At 69.5% G+C, this 18,960-nt stretch carries 16 protein-coding genes and 1 pseudogene; 9 read left to right on the top strand and 8 right to left on the bottom strand.

Translation table 11 applies throughout. The annotated features are described in order from the left end of the window. Positions 1-8 precede the first annotated feature (8 nt). The 3 genes from LV457_RS18855 to LV457_RS18845 form a co-directional block, all read right to left on the bottom strand. Entirely contained in the window at positions 9-539 is a 531-nt protein-coding gene (locus LV457_RS18855; RefSeq protein ID WP_232173067.1) for an alpha-isopropylmalate synthase regulatory domain-containing protein, read from the bottom strand. Between the two features lie 171 nt (positions 540-710). After that, positions 711-1,754 (bottom strand): phosphotransferase family protein, encoded by a 1,044-nt coding sequence (locus tag LV457_RS18850; protein ID WP_232173066.1) that lies wholly within the window; start codon positions 1,752-1,754, stop codon positions 711-713. 55 nt (positions 1,755-1,809) lie between these two features. Further along, a complete protein-coding gene (locus LV457_RS18845; RefSeq protein WP_232173065.1) occupies positions 1,810-2,580 on the bottom strand; it encodes an SDR family NAD(P)-dependent oxidoreductase in 771 nt (256 codons plus the stop codon). A 150-nt stretch (positions 2,581-2,730) separates the two neighbouring features. Between LV457_RS18845 and LV457_RS18840 the strand changes: the two genes are divergently transcribed. The 4 genes and pseudogenes from LV457_RS18840 (at position 2,731) to LV457_RS18825 (ending at position 7,899) form a co-directional block, all read left to right on the top strand. Further along, on the top strand, positions 2,731-4,239 hold the full coding sequence (locus LV457_RS18840; RefSeq protein WP_232173064.1) for a molybdopterin-dependent oxidoreductase: 1,509 nt from the start codon (positions 2,731-2,733) through the stop codon (positions 4,237-4,239). A gap of 96 nt (positions 4,240-4,335) precedes the next feature. Continuing rightward, positions 4,336-6,627, top strand: a pseudogene (locus tag LV457_RS18835) (carbon starvation CstA family protein). After that, positions 6,573-6,764: a YbdD/YjiX family protein gene (locus LV457_RS18830; protein WP_232173063.1), complete on the top strand. Its 192-nt coding sequence runs from the start codon at positions 6,573-6,575 to the stop codon at positions 6,762-6,764. Before LV457_RS18835 ends, LV457_RS18830 begins: the two are co-directional and overlap by 55 nt. A 382-nt stretch (positions 6,765-7,146) precedes the next feature. Further along, entirely contained in the window at positions 7,147-7,899 is a 753-nt protein-coding gene (locus LV457_RS18825; RefSeq protein ID WP_232173122.1) for a hypothetical protein, read from the top strand. A gap of 7 nt (positions 7,900-7,906) precedes the next feature. Here LV457_RS18825 and LV457_RS18820 read toward each other — a convergent pair whose 3' ends face one another. Both LV457_RS18820 and LV457_RS18815 read right to left on the bottom strand, forming a co-directional pair. After that, on the bottom strand, positions 7,907-10,015 hold the full coding sequence (locus LV457_RS18820) for an Rv1355c family protein (RefSeq protein WP_232173062.1): 2,109 nt from the start codon (positions 10,013-10,015) through the stop codon (positions 7,907-7,909). Next, positions 10,012-11,373, bottom strand: coding sequence for a cytochrome P450 (locus LV457_RS18815; RefSeq protein ID WP_232173061.1), 1,362 nt, complete (start codon positions 11,371-11,373; stop codon positions 10,012-10,014). The genes LV457_RS18820 and LV457_RS18815 overlap by 4 nt, the downstream gene beginning before the upstream one ends. 194 nt (positions 11,374-11,567) lie before the next feature. Between LV457_RS18815 and LV457_RS18810 the strand changes: the two genes are divergently transcribed. Next, complete coding sequence (locus LV457_RS18810) at positions 11,568-13,415, top strand: bifunctional diguanylate cyclase/phosphodiesterase (protein ID WP_232173060.1); 1,848 nt, start codon at positions 11,568-11,570, stop codon at positions 13,413-13,415. 6 nt (positions 13,416-13,421) lie between these two features. Here the strand turns inward: LV457_RS18810 and LV457_RS18805 are convergent, their stop codons facing one another. Beyond that, complete coding sequence (locus tag LV457_RS18805; RefSeq protein WP_232173059.1) at positions 13,422-14,240, bottom strand: hypothetical protein; 819 nt, start codon at positions 14,238-14,240, stop codon at positions 13,422-13,424. Positions 14,241-14,531: 291 nt separating this feature from the next. On the opposite strand from LV457_RS18805, the gene LV457_RS18800 reads away from it, so the two are divergent. Both LV457_RS18800 and LV457_RS18795 read left to right on the top strand, forming a co-directional pair. Next, positions 14,532-15,215, top strand: a complete 684-nt coding sequence (locus tag LV457_RS18800; RefSeq protein WP_232173058.1) for a TetR/AcrR family transcriptional regulator — start codon at positions 14,532-14,534, stop codon at positions 15,213-15,215. Between the two features lie 9 nt (positions 15,216-15,224). Continuing rightward, the gene (locus tag LV457_RS18795) at positions 15,225-15,878 is read left to right on the top strand and encodes a ScbR family autoregulator-binding transcription factor (protein WP_232173057.1); all 654 of its coding nucleotides are present in this window, start codon (positions 15,225-15,227) and stop codon (positions 15,876-15,878) included. A gap of 10 nt (positions 15,879-15,888) precedes the next feature. On the opposite strand, the gene LV457_RS18790 is transcribed toward LV457_RS18795, so the two are convergent. Together LV457_RS18790 and LV457_RS18785 are read right to left on the bottom strand one after the other, a co-directional pair. Further along, positions 15,889-16,290, bottom strand: coding sequence for a PAS domain S-box protein (locus LV457_RS18790; RefSeq protein WP_232173056.1), 402 nt, complete (start codon positions 16,288-16,290; stop codon positions 15,889-15,891). Positions 16,291-16,376: 86 nt separating this feature from the next. Next, a complete protein-coding gene (locus tag LV457_RS18785; RefSeq protein ID WP_232173055.1) occupies positions 16,377-16,994 on the bottom strand; it encodes a nucleoside/nucleotide kinase family protein in 618 nt (205 codons plus the stop codon). A gap of 83 nt (positions 16,995-17,077) precedes the next feature. On the opposite strand from LV457_RS18785, the gene LV457_RS18780 reads away from it, so the two are divergent. Then, positions 17,078-18,034: an LLM class F420-dependent oxidoreductase gene (locus tag LV457_RS18780; RefSeq protein ID WP_232173054.1), complete on the top strand. Its 957-nt coding sequence runs from the start codon at positions 17,078-17,080 to the stop codon at positions 18,032-18,034. Positions 18,035-18,191: 157 nt separating this feature from the next. Next, entirely contained in the window at positions 18,192-18,911 is a 720-nt protein-coding gene (locus LV457_RS18775) for a PAS and ANTAR domain-containing protein (RefSeq protein WP_232173053.1), read from the top strand. Positions 18,912-18,960: the final 49 nt, after the last annotated feature.

Here is an 18,960-nt window from a genome sequence, read left to right as displayed (position 1 = left end):
TCCGCAGCTCAGGCGGCCGCCAACAGCCGGTTGGCGCAGGCGATCACGGCGCGCAGCGCGGAATCGCCGGCGTCGCCGGAGACCCCCATCGCCCAGGCCCGCCGGCTGCCGTCGGTGCCGTGGATGAAGGTGGCGATCATCGGGTCGTGCGGGTCGCCGTGGCTGCGCTGGTGGAACTCCAGCGTCTCCAGGCCGATGCCCCGTTCGTAGAGCATGGCGGTGAGCGCCGCGACGGGTCCGCCCGCGGCGGCCGTGGCGGTCTCGATGCGGTCACCGATCGCGAGCGTGGCGCGGTAGGTCCGCGGCGAACGCGCACACCGGCGGGCCGGGCCGTCGGTGCCGTCGGCGCACTCCCAGGAACCCAAGCGCAGCGGCCCGCCGGTGGGGCTGTACTCGCTGATCAAGTCGCTCCAGCTGGTCAAGCTCATCGTCGACTCGGCCTCCTCGCGCAGTCCGCGGGGCAGCGCAGGCCGGCCGCCCCAGGGCTCGTGCCGATGGTGGTATGCGGGAATGTCGGTGGCGGTGCTGGAAGGTGTCATGTGCCGGTCTTCTCGATAGCGAGGTGGTGACCGACTGCGCGCTCTGCCATAGCGTCCGACCCGCAACGGGGGGTCGGTCGCTGTCAGACCCCGTTGCGGGTTGCTACTACGAGTAGGCGCGCGCTGTGCACGCCGCGAGGGTAGACGGTGCTCCGGCGGTGGTGCAACCTGTTAGACGAGCGGCTCGCCGGCGGCGATCCGGTTGCCGAGTCCGATGAGGGCAACGGCCGCCGCGTGCAACCGCTCACCGGCGTCGCGGGGCGCCTGCCCGGCGAGGTAGCGCACCCAGGTGCCCTCGATGACCACGCCGAGCTTGAAGCAGGCCAACGCCGAGTACCAGTCCAGGTGCGCGGTGGTGCGGCCGCCGGCTGCGGTGTAGGCCGCCAGGAGCTCACCGCGGGTGGCGAGTCCCCCGAGCCGCGCCAGCGCCTCGCCGCTGCCGAGCGGGTCGGCGTCGACCGGCCAGCACACCAGCATCCAACCGAGGTCCAGCAGCGGGTCGCCGACGGTGCACATCTCCCAGTCCACGAACGCGGCCACCTCGGGCCGGTCGCGGCGCAGCAGCACGTTGTTCAGGTGGCAGTCGCCGTGCATGATGCAGGGCTCGCCGTCGGCCGGCCGGTGGGCCGCCAGCCAGTCGGCGAGCGCGTCGACGTCGGGCAACGCGTCGTCGTAGGCCTGCTGCTGGCGGTAGGCGTCGAGGAAGCCGCGGAACTGCGGCACCTGCCGCTCCAGGAAGGACCCGGGCCGTTTCAGCGCGGCCAGCGGGCTCCCTTCCCACGGCACTCGGCTGAGCCGGGCGAGTCCGGTCGCATAGGAGATGCCGACGTCGTGGCGGAAATCCGGCCGCTCGACGTATGCCGGTGCCACCTCGGTTCCGGGGTTGAAGCCGTCGATCTCGGCCATGAGGTAGAAGACGACACCGATGACGTCGACGTCCTCGCACGCGGCGATCAGCGCCGGATGCGGCACGTCGGAGCCGGTGAGTGTCCGCAGCACCGCGATCTCCCGCAGCATCGTCTTGTTGCTGTTCGGACGCGGATGGGCGGGTGGCCGCCGCAGCACCAGCGGCCGGCCGTCGATCTCCACGCGCACGACGATGTTCTGCGTGCCGCCGCCGAGCGGTTCCACCGCGCCGACCGTCGTGCCGATGCCGCGCGCCGCGACCCACGTTTGCAACGCCGCGACCTCGTCGTCGCGCAGGGTTTCCGTCACCGCACGGATCGTAGGCGCGCGCCGCGCCGCATCCGCGGGCAACCGCCGACGGGCGCTACTTGGGGGCGAAGCGCTGGCCGGCGTCGAGGCGCAGGCACTGGCCGTTCAGCATCGGGTTCTCGACGATGGCGACGGCGAGCTTGGCGTATTCCTCGGGCTTTCCCAACCGCTTGGGGAACGCCGCATCCTTGGTCAGCTGCTTGGCGAACTCGTCGGGAATGCCCTCGGTGAGGCCCGTCGCGAACAGGCTCGGCGCGATGGCGAGCGCCCGGATGCCCAGACTGCCGAGGTCGCGGGCCATGGTGAGGCACATTCCCGCGATGGCGGCCTTGGAGGCGGTGTAGGCGACCTGGCCGATCTGGCCTTCGAACGCGGCGATCGACGCGGTGTTGATGATGACGCCGCGCTCTTCCTGCTCGTCGTCGACGGGGTCCTGCTGGCTCATCTGCCACGCCGCCAGCCGGCTGATGTTGAACGTGCCGATGAGGTTCAGGTCGATGCTCTTGCGGAACGATTCCAGGCTGTGCGGGCCGGTCTTGGTGACGGTGCGCTCGGCGCTGCCGCCGCCGGCGGTGGTGACGGCGATGTGCAGTTCGCCGCCCAGGGCCTCGACGGCCTGCTGCAACACCTGCTCGGTGCCGTCGAAGTCGGTGACGTCGACCTCGTGGAACGAGCCGCCGATCGCGTCGGCGACCTCCTTGCCCTTCGACTGCGGGCGGTCCAGCACCGCCACCGTCGCGCCGCGCTGCGTCAACGCCTCCGCGGTCGCCCGCCCGAATCCGGACGCACCGCCGACGACGACTGCCTTCTTGCCCGCGATCTCCACGCAACATCCTCCTGGTCCGCCCGGTTGCGACGACGCCTCCGCCGCGCAGCTGTACGTCGCTACTGTAAGGATGTCGACAGGCCGGCCACCGCCGGGGTCGTCACGGCGCGGTAAGACCTCGCCGCCGTCGTCGCAGGTAACGTCGCCGGAATGGCGGTGCCTACCCGCGAACAGCGGATGATCAGCGGCATCGCGGCCGCCGCGGCGGCGCTGGGCGTCATGGAGCTGGCGGCGATCCCGTTCGGGCCGACGGCCGATTCGCGGCTCGCCGTGGGCGCCACGGTCATCGACTGGACGCCCGGGCCGGTGAAGGAGTGGGCCATCCGGCTGTTCGGCTTCAACGACAAGCTGGTGCTGTCCGCCGTGATCCTCGTCGTGATCGCGGCCCTCGCGGCGATCACCGCCCGTTACGAGGCGCCGCGCCGGCCCGTCGGCAGTGCCGCGATCGTGGTGGCCGGGGCGCTCGGCTGCCTGGCCGTGCTGTCGCGGGCGGGCGCCACCCCGCTCGCTGTGCTGCCGACCGTCGCGGGAACGGTGTGCGGCGTCGCGGCGCTGCGCTTCCTCACCCGCGCTCCCGCCGCCGACGACGTCGACGGGAATCGGCGCCGGTCGCTGGCGGCGCTCGGCGTCCTGGTGGCCGGGGTAGTCAGCGGCGTCGTCGGCGTCGTCGTCACGCGACAGCTGCGGTCGGTGTCCGGCGAGCGGTCCGCGCTGACCGTGCCCCGTCCGGCGACACCCGCGCCCCCCATCCCCCCGACCGTCCAGCCCCCGGGTGTGGCGCTGCCGCGCTTCGTGACGCCGACCGCCGACTTCTACCGCATCGACACCGCGCTGAGTGTGCCGCAGCTCAGCCGCAACGACTGGCGGCTGCGCATCCACGGCCTGGTGGACCGCGAGGTGACGTTCACCTTCGACGACCTCGACGCGTTCGACGTCGTCGAAGAGGTCGTGACGCTGACCTGCGTGTCGAACACCATCGGCGGCGACCTGATCAGCAACGCGGTGTGGACCGGGTACCGGGTGCGCGACCTGCTCGCCCGCGCCGGGGTGTCGCCCGAGGCGGACATGGTGCTGTCGACGTCGATCGACGGGTTCACCGCCGGCACGCCCGTCGAGGCGTTGCGCGACAATCCGGACAGCCTGCTGGCGATCGCCATGAACGGCGAACCGCTGCCCGACCAGCACGGGTATCCCGCCCGGCTCGTCGTGCCCGGGCTCTACGGGTATGTGTCGGCGACGAAGTGGGTGGTCGATTTGGAGCTCACGCGGTTCGACCGCGCGCAGGCGTACTGGACGAAGCTCGGCTGGTCGGCGCGCGGGCCGATCAAGACGCAGTCGCGCATCGACGTGCCGCGCTACGGGCAGAAGCTCGCCGCGGGCGACACCGTCTTCGGCGGGGTGGCGTGGGCGCAGCCCCGCGGCGTGCGCGCCGTGGAGATCCGCATCGACGACGGCGACTGGCGTCCCGCGGAACTGGGCGCCGCCTACTCCGACGACACCTGGCGATTGTGGCGCTACCCGTGGACGGCCACCCCGGGCGAGCACCGGATCACCGTCCGGGCCATCGACGGCACCGGTGCCGTGCAGACCGCGGAGGTGGCCGCGCCGGTCCCCGACGGTGCGACCGGCCTGCACTCGGTGGCGTTCACCGTCAGCTGACGCGTCGCGGCGCCCGATTACCCGGTTCCGCTCCCGGGTGGTTGACGCGGTGAAAAAATCGGCGGCAGTCCGCGACGCGCATCGAGGAAGGCCACGTTGAGCACACCGACCACGGCACCGTCCGACCGCATCGAGGAACGCGACGGCGACGTCACCTACATCCGTACCGACCCCGACCTCCCGCCGGTGGCGGTCATCGACCGCTCCCCCATCAGCACCCGCCACAAGATCGTCTTCGGGATCATCGCGGTGCTGGGCGCGGTGGCGTGGGCGATGATCGCGCTGGTCCGCGGCGAGTCGGTGAACGCGGTGTGGTTCGTCGTCGCCGCGATCTGCACGTATGTGATCGCGTTCCGGTTCTACGCCCGGCTGATCGAGCTCAAGATCGTGCGCCCGCGCGACGACGAGGCCACCCCGGCCGAGGTGTTCGAGAACGGCACCGACTACATGCCGACCGACCGCCGGGTGCTCTTCGGCCACCACTTCGCGGCCATCGCCGGCGCCGGACCGCTCGTGGGGCCGGTACTCGCCGCGCAGATGGGCTATCTGCCGGGCATCATCTGGATCGTCATCGGGGCGGTGATCGCCGGCTGTGTGCAGGACTACCTGGTGCTGTGGATCTCGACGCGGCGCCGCGGTCGCTCGCTCGGGCAGCTGATCCGCGACGAGCTCGGCGCCGTGGGCGGTGTCGCGGCCATCGTCGCGATCCTCGCCATCATGGTGATCCTGCTCGCGGTGCTCGCGCTCGTCGTGGTGAACGCGCTCTCCGAGAGCCCGTGGGGCGTGTTCTCGATCGCGATGACCATCCCGATCGCCCTGTTCATGGGGCTGTACCTGCGCTACCTGCGCCCCGGCCGGGTCAGCGAGGTGTCGCTCATGGGCGTCGCGCTGCTGATCCTGGCCGTCGCGGCGGGCGGCTGGGTCGCCGAAACCGGTTGGGGCACCGAGTGGTTCACGCTGTCGAAGGTCACGCTCGCGTGGTGCATCATCATCTACGGCTTCGCGGCCTCCGTGCTGCCGGTGTGGCTGCTGTTGGCGCCGCGCGACTACCTGTCGACGTTCATGAAGGTCGGCACCGTCGCGCTGCTCGCCGTGGGCGTACTGCTGGCCCGGCCGGTCATGGAAGCGCCGGCGGTATCCGAGTTCGCCCGCACCGGCACCGGGCCGTCCTTCGCCGGCGCGCTCTTCCCGTTCCTGTTCATCACCATCGCCTGCGGTGCGCTCTCGGGCTTCCACTCGTTGATCGCCTCGGGCACGACCCCGAAACTCTTGGAGAAGCAGAGCCAGATGCGGCTGATCGGCTACGGCGGCATGCTCACCGAGTCCTTCGTCGCCGTCATGGCGCTGATCACCGCATGCATCCTCAACCAGCACCTGTATTTCGCGATGAACGCGCCCGCCGGCCTCACGGGCGGGACACCGGAGACGGCTGCCGCCTACGTCAACGGGCTCGGCCTGTCGGGCGACCCCGCAACGCCCTCACAAATCGCCGGCGCCGCCGAACAGGTCGGCGAGAAGACGATCATTTCGCGCACCGGCGGCGCGCCCACCCTGGCGGTCGGCATGTCCGAGGTGCTGTCGGTATTCGGCGGATCTGGATTGAAGGCGTTCTGGTATCACTTCGCGATCATGTTCGAGGCGCTGTTCATCCTGACCACCGTCGACGCCGGCACCCGGGTGGCCCGCTTCATGCTGTCCGACGGCCTGGGCAACCTGGGCGGCCCGCTGCGCACGCTGCACGACCCCAGCTGGCGCACCGGCGCGTAGCTGTGCAGCGTCGCCGTGGTCGCCAGCTGGGGCAGCATCCTGCTCATGGGCGTCACCGATCCCCTCGGCGGCATCAACACGCTGTTTCCGTTGTTCGGTATCGCCAACCAACTGCTCGCGGCCATCGCGCTGACGGCCGTCACCGTCATCGTGGTCAAGAAGCGGTATTACCGCTGGTTGTGGATACCGGCGGTACCGCTGTTCTGGGATCTCGCCGTGACCCTCACCGCTTCCTGGCAGAAAATATTCTCCGACAATCCAGCGCTGGGGTACTGGGCGCAACACGCGGCTTTCCGCGAGGCGAAGGAAGCCGGTAAGACGGCGTTCAAGACGGCTAAGTCAGCGGACGAGATCGACGCCGTCATCCGCAACACCTTCATTCAGGGAACGCTGTCGATCGTGTTCGCGGTGCTCGTCCTCGTCGTGTTCCTCGCCGGCGTCGTCGTGGCGGTGCGCGCTGTTCGCGGAAACGGCCGCCCGTTGACCGAGGATGCGGTAGTCAACACCCGGTTCTTCGCTCCTTCGGGACTTATTCCCTCCGCCCGGGAACGGGAGGTGCAGCGCCAATGGGACGAATACGCGAAATCGCGGGAAGAATCGGCTGGTATTTCGGCACATTGATGGGTGACCGGCATTACTCCCGTTATGTCGAGCACCGGCTGCGCGACCACCCCGGGACGCCGGTGATGACCGAGCGGGAGTACTGGCGAGCGCGACATCTGGCAAACGACCGCAACCCCGGTGGGAGCTGCTGCTGAGGTCAGCAGCCCTGCGCGTCAAGCGCGGCCCGCGCTGTCGGCGCCGCGTCAGCTGACTGCGCCCGCGACAATCGCACTTCCGCTCCCCGCACACGCATCCGCGGTTCCAGCGGACTGTTCTTGTTCGCCGTGAACGTCAAAAACGGGTTCCTGACAGCCAAAATTGGCGGCGGGATGCTTGCCGCGCAAACTTTGCGCTTACTCGGTGACCGACAAGCGAGTCCGCGACGTTAGAAACACGGTGCCGAGGGAATGGCATTCATTGGAGTAACGGCGGGCAGAAGCGAGATACTTGTCTTCTCGTCAGCAATTACCGGGTTCGTTCCGCTGGCGCCGTGACCTGCGGCAACGACACCGGCTAGTGAAGGGATGGTCACCTCTCATGTCTGTTCTCCCATTCGAACCCGCCACTAATGTCGGGCTCCGGTTGCGCGACAGAATCAGTTGGTGGGACGCCGAAACGGAATGCACGGTGGTGATTTCCCAACCGGCCGTCGATCCGGAACTTTGGGACGAATACCTCGCCGGTGCACACCGCAGTTATCGCCGTTTCGGCGTCGAATCGGCGCTGGAGATCGACGAGCTCCGAGCCGGCGGCGACACCGCCCTTTTCTTTGCTGCCGTCGACTCCAGGAAACGCATGGTGGGTGGGCTGCGCGCTAAGGGACCGCTTCGCTCGGCCGACGACGCACACGCCGTCGTCGAGTGGGCCGGCCAGGCCGGAGAGCAGGCCGTGCGGAAGATGATCGACGACCGCGTGCCGTTCGGCGTGCTGGAGATGAAGGCCGCCTGGGTGAGCTCGGACTTGGAGCGCAGTCCGCACGTCACCACGGCGCTGGCCCGAACCGCGAGCCACACGATGACCATCCTCGGCAATCAGTTCTGCATGGCCACCTCGGCGGCTCACGTGCTGGAGAGGTGGCGGTCCTCGGGCGGCGTGGTTGCTGCCAACATCCCGGCCACGCCGTATCCGAGCGAGCGCTACCAGACCCGGATCATGTGGTGGGACCGTCGCACCTACGCACGCTTCGCCGAGCCGGGTCAGCTCGCCCGGATCGTGCTCGAGAACCGCCACATCGAGCGGGTCCTCGAATCACAAGAAGACGCCCTCGCGACGCACGACATGGTGCTGTAGAGCGCTACTACACGAGGCGGCGGCGCCGGCTCCGCACCGAAGCGGGGGCGGCGTGCGAGAGCCGCAGGAGGAGCACGAGCGCCTCGTCCGGCTGGGTGCCTGCGACCTCGCGCAGCCTCGCTTGCAGCGAGCGCAGGTCGTCGGCGTACCGCGGGGACATCTTCCACAGCTCGGCGTCGCCGACGGCGTGGAGAAACACGGGCGAGACCGGCTGCACGGCCAATCCGCGCCGCTGGGCCTCGATCCACACCGCCTCCATCGCCGCACCGCCCCGGACGTAGTCGGGCAACGCGCCGCCGCGCACGGTGACCAATGCCAGCGCCGAACTGGAACGCACCCGCTTGGCGACGTCCTCCCCGAGCGCCGCACCGCCGTCCCAATCCGCCAACGCCGCCATCACGTCGGGACGGCGCAGGATGTCGAGTACCGCTATATCGGCAGGCGCGAGCTCCAGGCTCATGACGTCGATCCCGGAGTCCGCAGCACCCTCGCCGGGCCAGCGCAGTTCGCTGACCAGCTCTCGGTGCAGCGGCGGAGTCAGATAGCGGATCCGGTCCGCGGCCGCGCACACCTGCGCCAGCTCTTCGACGTCACCGCGCGCGGTCAACACCGCGAGCCGCCCGCCTTCGCGGGCCGCCGCCTCCGTCAGGTCCGCGATCAGTCCCTCGTCGACGGGCGCAACCGTGCCGCGACGACGGTTGGTCTCGCGCAGCAACATCGGCTCGTAGTATGCGGCCAGATCGGGACTGGTACCGCTGCCGAGCCGCAACGTCGCGGTCAGCGGTGAGCCCGCGTCCGTGGTGCTGACCACCACCTCGCCCAGCACGCCGCGGGCGGCGGCCGCCACCCGAGCGTTGAACAGCGCGGCGCCTACGGCCACGGCACTGCCCCGGAAGCCGGCGTCCATCATCGACGTGCGCTCCGGCGCCACGCGGATGGTCAGGTCGGTGTCGCTGAGCGAGATGGTCCACGGCTGGGCGTTTCCTCCCGACGGCGCCCGCCGCGCTGCCTCCGCGACGAGTTCGGTAGCCGGCGAGGAGTTGGCAGGAACCGGATCGTCGGGCACGACGGGCGGCGGCTGGTACTCCCGCAGGGCGCCGTCGAGCTGGTCGAAGGTCGCCGCAATGTCGATGCGGACCTGACCGGAGTCGAGTGGCTCACCAAGCGTGATGCGGCGGACGGCCTCGACGACTGCCGCGGCGCCGAGCGTCACCTCGCCTGCCAGCTGGGGCCACGTCGACAGAGTGTGCCCAACCTCGACGAGGGACGCCGTCATGCGTGTGGAGGACTGCGTGGCGTCAACGTGTCGCAGCACATAGGGCACCTTGTCCTCGCGCGGCAGGTCGGCCAACTGGGCGGCCGTGATGCTGCCTAGAGCGCCGTGCAGCACCGGTCGCGTGGGATCCAGGTCGAAGCGTTCGACGTCGACCAGGCCGCGGTCGCTGGTCGCCATGACGACGGGCAGCCGTCGGCCCCGCGCGGCCTCGCGGATCGTTAGCTTCATGTCCAGTGAGTCGCACTCCTCCACGACGACGTCCACGCCGTCGAGGAATCCGTCGAGCGTCTCCGCTGTGACTCCAGCGGACACCACCTCGACGCCCAGGTACGGATTCAGTTCGGCGATACGCCGCGCTGCCACGATCGCCTTATTGATCCCGAGGTCGAGCACGGTGGCCGGCACCCGGTTGAGGTTCGACAGCTCGAGGGTGTCGAAGTCCGCCAGCCGCAGGGTGGCGCACATGCCCTGCATCGCCAATGTGTGTGCGATTACGTGGCCGACGCTGAGCCCCGCGACGGCGATCGTCAGTGTCTCGAGGCGGCGCTGCTCGACCGCTGTGATGAGGTTGCGGTTGCGGTCGAGCCGCAACGCCCGGAAGCCTTGCGGGCCCAATATGCCGACGAGGGTGCGCCGCCACGGGTAGTAGGCCCATTTCGTGCGCTCTTCGAGCACCTCGGCGCCGGGTGTGGGGCGCACCTCAGCGAGGGTCCGCTGCTGCTCGGCGACTGCGTCGATCACATCGACGCGCGGATCCGCCCGAAGCCGGTCGAGCAGCGCTCGGTCGGCGTCGTCGCCTTCATCGAGGATGCGCGCGGCGTGGTCGTTGTCTGCGGTCACGAAAGTTCCTCATACTTGCGGACGACGGCTCGAATCGGCGCGCCGGCGATCATCGAAAAGTGCAGTGACACCGGGAAATCGTCTTCGAGGGAATGGATTTCGGCGCCCCGCACCAACGTGGCCACCGCCAGCGTCGCCATCAGCATGGCGAAGTGGTCACCGATGCAGGAGCGGGGTCCGCCGCCGAACGGGATGTATTGCCACCGGTCTCGGGCCCTGTGCTTCTCGGGACTGAACCGGTCAGGGTCGAATACCTGCGCGTTGTCCCACAGCGACGGATCACGTTGTACCGCCATGCGTCCGACGACCAGCATCGTCCCAGCGGGAACGCGATATCCGGCGACAGCGATGTCGCGACATGCCAGGCGGGTGCCGGTGGGCGCCGGCGGACAGAGCCGCAGCGCCTCCCGCACCACCTGCACCGTGAACGGCAGCCGCGCCACGCTGTTGGGCGGCAGCGGTCCTTCGGGAAATGCAGCCACCTCGGCGGCCACCCGCCGCTGGTGTTCGGGATGGCGGCCGAGCTGCCAGAGCGCGTAGGTGATCGTGGTGGCCGTGGTCTCATGGCCGGCGAACAGGAAGATGATCAGTTCGTCGCAGATCTCGCCGTCAGTCAATCCCCGCCCGGTGTCGGGATCGCGGGCGGCGAGCAGTGCCCGGACCAGCGGCGCCTCGATAGCGGGATCCGAACGGCACGCCCGCAGAATGTCCGCGCCGAGTCCTCGGAGGCGGGCACCCGCTGCACGTGCTCGTCGGCGCGCGGGCGTCGGAAGCCAACGCGGGGCTCGTACCGGTCGAAGGGCGCGGTTCATCGCGTACCGCAGCGCCACCCGCAGTGGCTCCTCGACATCCTCGGCGCGGCCCTGCAGGTCGATGCCGAGCACGGACAACGCCAGCGCCCGCAGGGTCAGGGCGCGGACCTCCGCGTCGAGATCGACGACGGCACCGTCTGACCAGTTGTCGCACACCGCCGTTGCGGCCTCGGCCATGTGGCCGCCGAACTCCTGCACCCGCTGGGCGGTGAACACCGGCTGCAGGGTGCGCTTGCGCTGCTTCCACGGCTCGTGCGGGAGATTTGCGAGATTGTCCCCGAGGATGTTTCGCAATTCGTTGAACACTGGTGACGTCTTGTCGACAGCGCCATCTTTGATGCTGAGCACGTCGCGGATCCCTCGCGGCGAGGTGACGAGCACAACCGGCGGCGTCGACCACCGGGGCCCGATCGAGAACCGGGTGACCGGCCCGCCTGCGTCCCGTAGCACGTCCATTCCGGTGTGGAAGGACCGGACGGCGCGGAGGCGCTCGCGGAACGGCAACGGATTCCTCGGCGGGAGCGGCAGGGCCGAGACCTCCGCCATGTCGCCGTCCGACTCAGCTTGCCCCAAGGGTCCTCCAGGATCAGCTCGGTAGACACCCGATTAGATAGGAAGCCTAGCGTTATCGCCGCGTGGGGCGCCGCAACCCGACGACTGCGACGAACTATGGATTTAGTTAGGCGCGGTATGCAGACATCGGGCGGCTTGCCGGGTGAAAATGACACCGGAGGAAATATATGGCTCGGAGCCTTGACCTGGTTGTGACCGCGGTGGCCGCCAAACTCATGGCAGCAACCGCCGCGACGTCTGCCCGGATCAGCCAGGAGGTCCTCCGCGATCTCGTTGCGGTCTTCGACGTCGACGTGAGCTTTCTGCGGTACAACGACCACGCCATCCGCGCGTCAAGGCTCGTCGCCGAGTGGCCAGAGCGCCCCGACGTCCCCGACCCGGATCCGTTGAGCCTCATCTACTTCGACGACGCCGACCCGATCTTCGCGGTGTCGGAGCACACCAAGACACCGGTCGTCTTTCGGCCCGATCCCGCGAACGACGATTATCAGAAGACCATCGAGTCGGCGCGGCAGGTTCGGCAGACGTCGATGGCAGCCACGCCGCTCATCTCCGGCGATGTCACCACGGGGACGCTCGGCTTCATCAAACACGGTGACCGCGAATGGAAGCCCTCGGAGCTCAACGCACTCGAGGCCATCTCCTCGCTGTTCGCGCAGGTGCAGGCGCGCATCGCCGCCGAAGAACAACTGCGGTACCTGGCCGATCACGACGACCTCACCGGCGTGTACAACCGGCGCGCCCTGCTCACGCACCTCGACAACCGGCTGGCGGCGGGTCAGCCGGGGCCGGTGTGTGCGCTGTTCCTCGACCTCGACCGGCTCAAGGCCATCAACGACTACCTCGGCCACAACGCCGGCGACTGGTTCATCAAGGTGTTCGCCGAGCGGCTGCGCGAGGAGACGTCGGACGCCGATGTGATCGCCCGGCTCGGCGGTGACGAATTTGTGGTCGTCCCGGCCGATCCGATGCCGGTGGAGTCTGCGGTGGCGCTGGCCGAGCGGCTGCAACAGCGGCTGCGGGAGCGGGTGGCCCTCGACGGCGAGCGACTGACCCGGACGGTCAGCGTCGGTGTGGCGCAGGGCATCCCGGGCCAGGAGACGACATCGGACCTGTTACGCAAGGCCGATCAGGCCGTGCTGGACGCGAAGAACTCCGGCGGCAACCAGATCACCGTCTTCTCCGACGAGATGTCCCTGAGCACTGCGATGCGCAACGACATCGAGTTGCACCTCCAGAGCGTCATCGACAGCGGCTCGCTGGTGGTGCGATACCTGCCGGAGGTGGATCTGCGTACCGGCGAGGTGCTCGCCACCGAGGCGTTGGTGCGGTGGTGGCATCCGACCCGCGGGCTGCTGCTGCCGGACGCGTTCATCGGGGTGGCAGAGTCCATCAACGTCGCCGGGGAGATCGGTCGGTGGGTATTGCGCACAGCCTGTGCGGAGTTCGGCCGCTGGCGCAGTCGCGGCGTCGGGCGCACGGCGGTGCTGCGGATCAACGTCTCCCCCGTCCAGCTGGTGAGCGAGGGCTTCGTCGGGTTGGTCGCCGACACCATCGCCGAGTTCGGCGTCGACGCCGACTCGGTGTGCCTGGAGATCACCGAGAGCATCGTGGTCCAGGACATCGAGACCACCCGCTCGACGCTGGCCGAGCTCAAGGACGCCGGCGTCCGCATGGCGATCGACGACTTCGGGACCGGTTACAGCGTGCTGTCGCATCTGAAGTCGTTGCCCGTCGACACCTTGAAGATCGACCGGAGCTTCGTTCGCGACCTCGGCCGTAACGCCGAGGATCTGGCGATCGTGCGCGCGATCATCGCCCTGGCCGACGCCTTTGGTCTCGACCTGGTCGCCGAGGGCGTGGAGACCGAGGAGGCGGCGTTGACGCTGCTGGCGCACGGCTGTCACCGGGCGCAGGGTTTCTTGCTGTCGCGGCCCGTGACGGGGCAGCATATGGAGGCGCTGCTGGCGCAACGCCGGATCCCGCTGCCGTTCGGCAACTCCCGCGCCAGCTGACGGTGCTCAGGCCACCGCGTGCCGCTGGCGCGGAAGCGACGCCGTGCACACCGGCTGGCGCGGCCGCAGCGGCGGTTCGTCCGCGGCCAGCAGCTCAAGCCGGCCGTGCCGGCTGGCCAGCCGGCTCACCACCGCCACCTGCACCGTGAGCGGGCCGGTCAACGGCGGAACACGGTAGGGCGCATCGACGTCGCCACGCGCGGATCCGCAGATCATCCCGTGGTCGACGCGCACGGCGCGCGGTCCCTTCGCGGTCTGCAGCACCGCGCCCACGGCGTCGCTGTCCTCGAACACCAGGCGGTCGAGCCGGGTGCTCACCGGCGTCCGGACGCCGCGTTCGACGGCGTGTCGGGTCATCCACTGCGTCAACGTCGACGAGGCGTCTGCACCGTCGAGTGTGACCGACCCGATGACGGACGCCTGCACCGTGTCGCCGCTGCGGAGCGTCGCCGCCTGCATCGGCCGATTGGCGATCCGGCTGTAAATGACGCCGTGGTCGTCGGCAACACACTGATCAGCCCACCCTTTGAGCTGGTGCCCGTAGAACGGCTCGACAGTTCCGGGCGCCTCTTTGCGCCGCGTCCGACGCGGCGGCGCGGCAGCCACGGGTTCGGCCAGGACGCGCAACGTCAGGTCGCCGGCGGGACCGGCGGGCGCCAGGCCCTCGACCAGCGCGGCGAAGTATTCGGCGGTGGCGGGGTGGTCGTCACCGGAACCGTCCGCCATCACCACGTCGAGACCGGCGTCCAGGGCGGCGATCGCGGCGGCGATGAGGCCGCCGCCGGCCCCGACGCAGAGGACGTCGACGACGTCGTCCCACTCCACGTCAGTGACTCTTTCGGTCGATTCGTGCGCGGATGAGGGAGACCTGTCGGCCGCCTGCCGGCGCTCGCCCTGCACACATACCAGGATCCGTCACGAAGGCGAGATTACAGACCTTTCGGCTGTTTTGCTACCGGCGTCTCGACTTGCGGTTCGTCCGACCCGGCGGTCGCGGCAGGTTCTCCGCCGCTCACTTGACAGGGCGGGACCGCTGCCCGAAGGTGCTCGCAGCGCACCGCCTCGGCGGCATGCGGCGGAGGCCGAGGCGAACGACCAACGGGTGATCGGAGGACGGTGAGTCAACCGACGGACCGGCCGCCGGACTCGACCCGTGAGCAGATTCTCACCGCCGCGGCCCGCCAGTTCGCCCGCAAGGCCTACAGCCTGGTCAGCCTCGACGACATTCTCCGCGAGGCGCAGGTGACCAAGGGCGCGATGTACTTCCACTTCCGTTCCAAATACGCACTGGCGCTCGCGATCATCGACGAACACAGCGCCCGGACCCGCACGGCGGTCACGGAGATTCTCGGCCGCGGACTGTCGGGCCTGGAGACGCTGATCGACGTCGCCTTTCACGTCGCGGTGCAGGATGCGACGCAGGACATGGCGCGGGCGGGGCTGCACCTGCTGGAGTCGATCGGCCGGACCGAGGAGCTGCAGGACACCATCTGGAACGAGTGGGTGCTGGGCTTCGCGGCGATGGTCGACCGTGCGATCGCCGAGGGCGACGTCCTCCCCACGCGCACGCCGGAGGACATCAGCCGGCTGCTGGTCGCGATGTACGCCGGCGTGCGGCAGCTGAGCCGGCTGGAGCACCCCGACGAGTTGATCAAGAACGTCGAGGACGCCTGGTACCTGGTGCTGCCGGGGATCACGGCTCCGGACCGCATCGACTACTTCCGGCAGTTCGTGGTGCGGCGGTCGCGCCAGGCGCTGCGCAACGCGGCGGTCGCGCCGGAAGACGCCGGACCGCGCTAAATTCATCCGGTGCGCCAGGCCAGGTCGGACGCCACCCGTCGCAGAATCCTCGACGCAGCGGTGGCCCTGTTCAACGAGGTCGGCTATCCCAACACCGGCCTCGGCGACATCATCGCGCGCGCCGGGGTGACCAAGGGCGCGTTCTACTACCACTTCGAGTCGAAGCAGGCGGTCGCCGAAACCGTGATGGAGGAGAGCATGCGGAGCCTGCGGGCGGAGGTCGCCGGGCCGACGCAGGCCAACGCCCCGGCCTTGGAGATCCTCCTGCATGGCGTGTTCGTCGCCGCGGAGCTGTTCCGCGCGAACCCGCTGAACCGCGCGGGCTTTCACCTGTCGCACGCACTCGGCGGCTTCTCCCCCGCGGCCGGACAGACCTACAGCGGGTGGTTGGAGAGCGCCGCGCGGCACGTACGCACGGCGATCGACGAGGGCGACATCGCCGCCGGGGTCGACCCGGCGACGCTTGCCGAGGCGCTCGTCGGTGCGAGCATCGGCTCGCAGATCGTCACCGCCGCCCGAGCCGAGGGCGCCGACATGCTGATCGACCGCCTGGAGCGGGTGCTGCGGCTGGTGCTGTCCGCCGTCACCACCGCCGACTCACGCTCCTACTTCGAGCAGTACCTGTCACGGGAGGCGCTGCGGCACCGCAGCGCGGCGGTCTGAGCGCCGGCGCTCAGAGTTCGCGCACCCACAGTTCTTCGGTCAGATCCCGGAACGTCGCCAAGACGACCGAATCGTCACCGCGCACCAACTCCGATCGGCTGATCTCGGCGCGCACGATGGACCCGTCGGCGTGGCACAGCTCCACGACCATGTCCGCCCGCGCGCGCAGACCCGATACCGCGGCGTCGTCGGGCGGTAGTTTGCGGACGATCTCGGGCAGGGTCATCGCCAGCAAGCTCTCTCGCGCGTGACCGAGCATCTCCGCGAACGCCGGGTTGGCGAACAGGACGGTGCCGTCCGGCCCGACGGCCAGCACCGGAACGGGCAGCCTTTCCAGCACCGCCGGTGCGGGCAGCTGCTCCAGGACGGCTGTCGGTGACGGGGTGACTGGTTCGCCGCTGCGCGCCTCCACGCAGAGGATTATGACCGACCGGCACACCGCGCGCCATGCCATCGGCGAAGTCGACGGGTTTGCCATCGTGACATCTCACGACGTCATCAATCGACGGTGAGGATCCCGTCGGTATACCGCCGCGTGACGTCCACCCGCTCCGCGTTGACGTCGTCGACGTCGTGCACCCACTGCTGCGCCGCGGCGCGTCCGCGTCCCCCGCTCAGGTGCCGGTCGAGCAGTCGCCGCCGCCGCTCGGCGGCGCTCACCTCCAGGTAGTACAACCGGTCCAGGAGCGCACGCACCCCGTCCCACCCGTGGGTCGGCAACCCGAGGTAGTTCCCCTCGGTGACCACCACCCGGGCGCTCGCCGAGACGACACCCGCCGCGGCTTCGGCGGCGTCGTTGTCCCGGTCGAAAAGCGGAACATAGACGTCGTCGCGGTCTGCCCGCACCCGTTGCAGCGCCACGATGTAGCCGGCGACGTCGAAGGTGTCGGGCGCTCCCTTCCGCTCACGCCGCCCCAGCCGGTCCAGCTGTGCGTTGGACAGGTGGAACCCGTCCATTGGGAGGTAGGCCGCGCCGAGGTCGGCGAGGGCGGCGACGAACCGCGCTGCGACGGTCGATTTGCCGGCCCCGGGCGGACCGGCGATGCCGAGGATCACCCGCCGGCCGGTGCTCGCGAGGTCACGGGCCTCGGCCACCGCCTCGTCGAATGTGGGCATCCCGCGATGGTGTCACGCTCCCGTCACCTCCGATGGGTCCACCTGGGGGCGTCAGCGGCGGACCGGCTGGGTACGCGGCCGCCATGGCGAGCATCGGTTACTTCCTGTCCTGCGAACAGTTCGGTCCCAAAGAGCTCGTCGAACAGGCGAAGCGGGCGGAGGCCGCCGGGTTCGACGCGCTGTGGATCTCCGACCACTTCCACCCATGGAACGACGCCCAGGGTCAGAGCCCGTTCGTGTGGGGCGTGATCGGCGCACTCTCGGAGGCGACGTCGCTCCCGGTGTCGACGGCGGTCACCTGCCCGACCGTGCGCATCCACCCGGCGATCATCGCCCAGGCCGCCGCCACCGCTGCGGTGCAGCTCGACGGCCGTTTCGTCCTCGGCGTGGGCAGCGGCGAGGCCCTCAATGAGCACATCCTGGGCGACCCGTGGCCGTCGGTGGGCGTGCGCCTCGAGATGTTGGAGGAGGCGGTCGACGTCATCCGGCTCCTGCACCGGGGCGACGAGATCAGCCACCACGGCACCTATTACGAGGTGCAGGAGGCCCGCATCTACACGCTTCCCGAGCAGCCCGTGCCCATCTACGTCTCCGGTTTCGGGCCGCAGGCCGCGCAGTTGGCGGGCCGGATCGGTGACGGTTTTTGCACCACCATGCCCGACGCCGACCTGGTCCGCGCCTTCCGGGAGGCCGGCGGTGGCGACAAACCGGTGCAGGCCGGCACGAAGGTGAGCTGGGATACCGACGCCGACGCCGGGCTGGAGGCGGCGCACCGGCTGTGGGCCAACGAGCAGCTCCCCGGCCAGCTGGCGCAGACGCTGCCCCGTCCCAAGGACTTCGAGGATGCGATGTCGCTGGTGCCGCGGGAGAAGGTCGCCGAAAGCGTGGCCTGCGGACCCGACCCGGACCAGCATGCGGCTCAGGTGCGGTCGTATTTGGACGCCGGCGTCGACGAGGTGTACGTGCAGCAGATCGGACCCGACCTCGGCGGCTTCTTCGACAGCTGGGAGCGCGACGTCTTGCCGCAACTTCGCCGCTGAGCCTTCGTGACGACCTTCTTACAGCAGATGCCGCGACCCCCCGGATTCGCTTGAGTCCGTCGCGCCGCGTCGTTAGATTTCGGTTCGAGTCCGTGTGCGCTCCAGCCCCTGGCGTCATACGTCTGGCTGTTGTCGTCACGGCAGAAGGATCCGATGCATGGCTGAACCCGACGCCGCCGCCCGCGCCGCGGTCACCCGTCACGACGGGATTGCGGTGTCGGGGGACGACGTGTCGCAGGTCGAAGGGTCCGTTCCCGGCTCGCCGGAGCTGGTGGGATGGTTCCGCTACCACCCCGGCGAGGACCGCTGGGAGTGGTCGCCGCAGGTGTACCGCATGTACGGCTATGAGCCCGGCACCATCGAACCCACGACCGAGGTGGTGCTGTCCCACCCGCATCCCGAGGACGTCGACGCGGTGACGTCACTCATCGAGGACCTGCGTCGCCGCGGACGAGCGTTCAGCGCGCGCCACCGCATCGTCGACGTCAGCCGGCAGGTGCACGAGGTGGTCGTCGTGGGCGATCAGGTGCGCGTGGAAGAGGGTGAGGTCGGCGGCATCCACGGCGTCTACATCGACCTCACCGCGTCGGCGCGGGAGCGCGACATCCTGGTGACCGAGGCGGTCGCCGAGATCGCCGCCAGCCGCGCGGCGATCGAACAGGCCAAGGGCATGATGATGGTCGTCTACGGCATCGACGCCGACCGCGCGTTCGACGTGCTGCGGTGGCGGTCTCAGCAGACCAACACCAAGCTGCGCGCGTTGGCCGAGCAGGTGGCCGCCGATTTCGTCGGCCTGAGCGTCTCCCAGCCCTTCCCGCAGCGGGAGGCCTACGACCGGTTGCTGCTCACCGCGGACCGACGGACCTCCGACGACTGACGTCCATGACATCGATGTCATTTCATGATTCCGGCGGGTCCGGAGTGGG

The organism is Mycobacterium sp. MYCO198283, assembly GCF_021213805.1.
Classification (GTDB): Bacteria; Actinomycetota; Actinomycetes; order Mycobacteriales; family Mycobacteriaceae; genus Mycobacterium.
The sequence above is the reverse complement of the archived record's forward strand: the minus strand, read 5'-3'. Positions and strand labels throughout refer to the sequence as shown.